Below are 240 nucleotides of genomic sequence, written 5' to 3'. Positions count from 1 at the left end.
CAACTGGGAGTGCTACGACAAGATCGTCGAGACCCTCAAGGAGCTGAACGACGACGAGACCCTGCTGGTGCAGTCCGGCAAGCCGGTCGGCGTGTTCAAGACCCACAGCAACGCCCCGCGCGTGCTTATCGCCAACTCCAACCTGGTGCCGCACTGGGCGAGCTGGGAACACTTCAACGAGCTGGATGCCAAGGGCCTGGCCATGTACGGCCAGATGACCGCCGGCAGCTGGATCTACAT

1 pseudogene is annotated in these 240 nt (G+C 62.5%); it reads left to right on the top strand.

Going from position 1 to position 240, the window contains the following annotated elements:
• Window positions 1-240: pseudogene (locus tag LK12_RS23450) on the top strand (urocanate hydratase); the annotation flags it as partial.

The sequence above is a fragment of the Novosphingobium malaysiense genome (genome assembly GCF_000802225.1).
Taxonomy (GTDB): Bacteria; Pseudomonadota; Alphaproteobacteria; order Sphingomonadales; family Sphingomonadaceae; genus Novosphingobium; species Novosphingobium malaysiense.
Note: the sequence above shows the minus strand (reverse complement) of the source record. Positions and strands in the feature narration are given on the sequence as shown.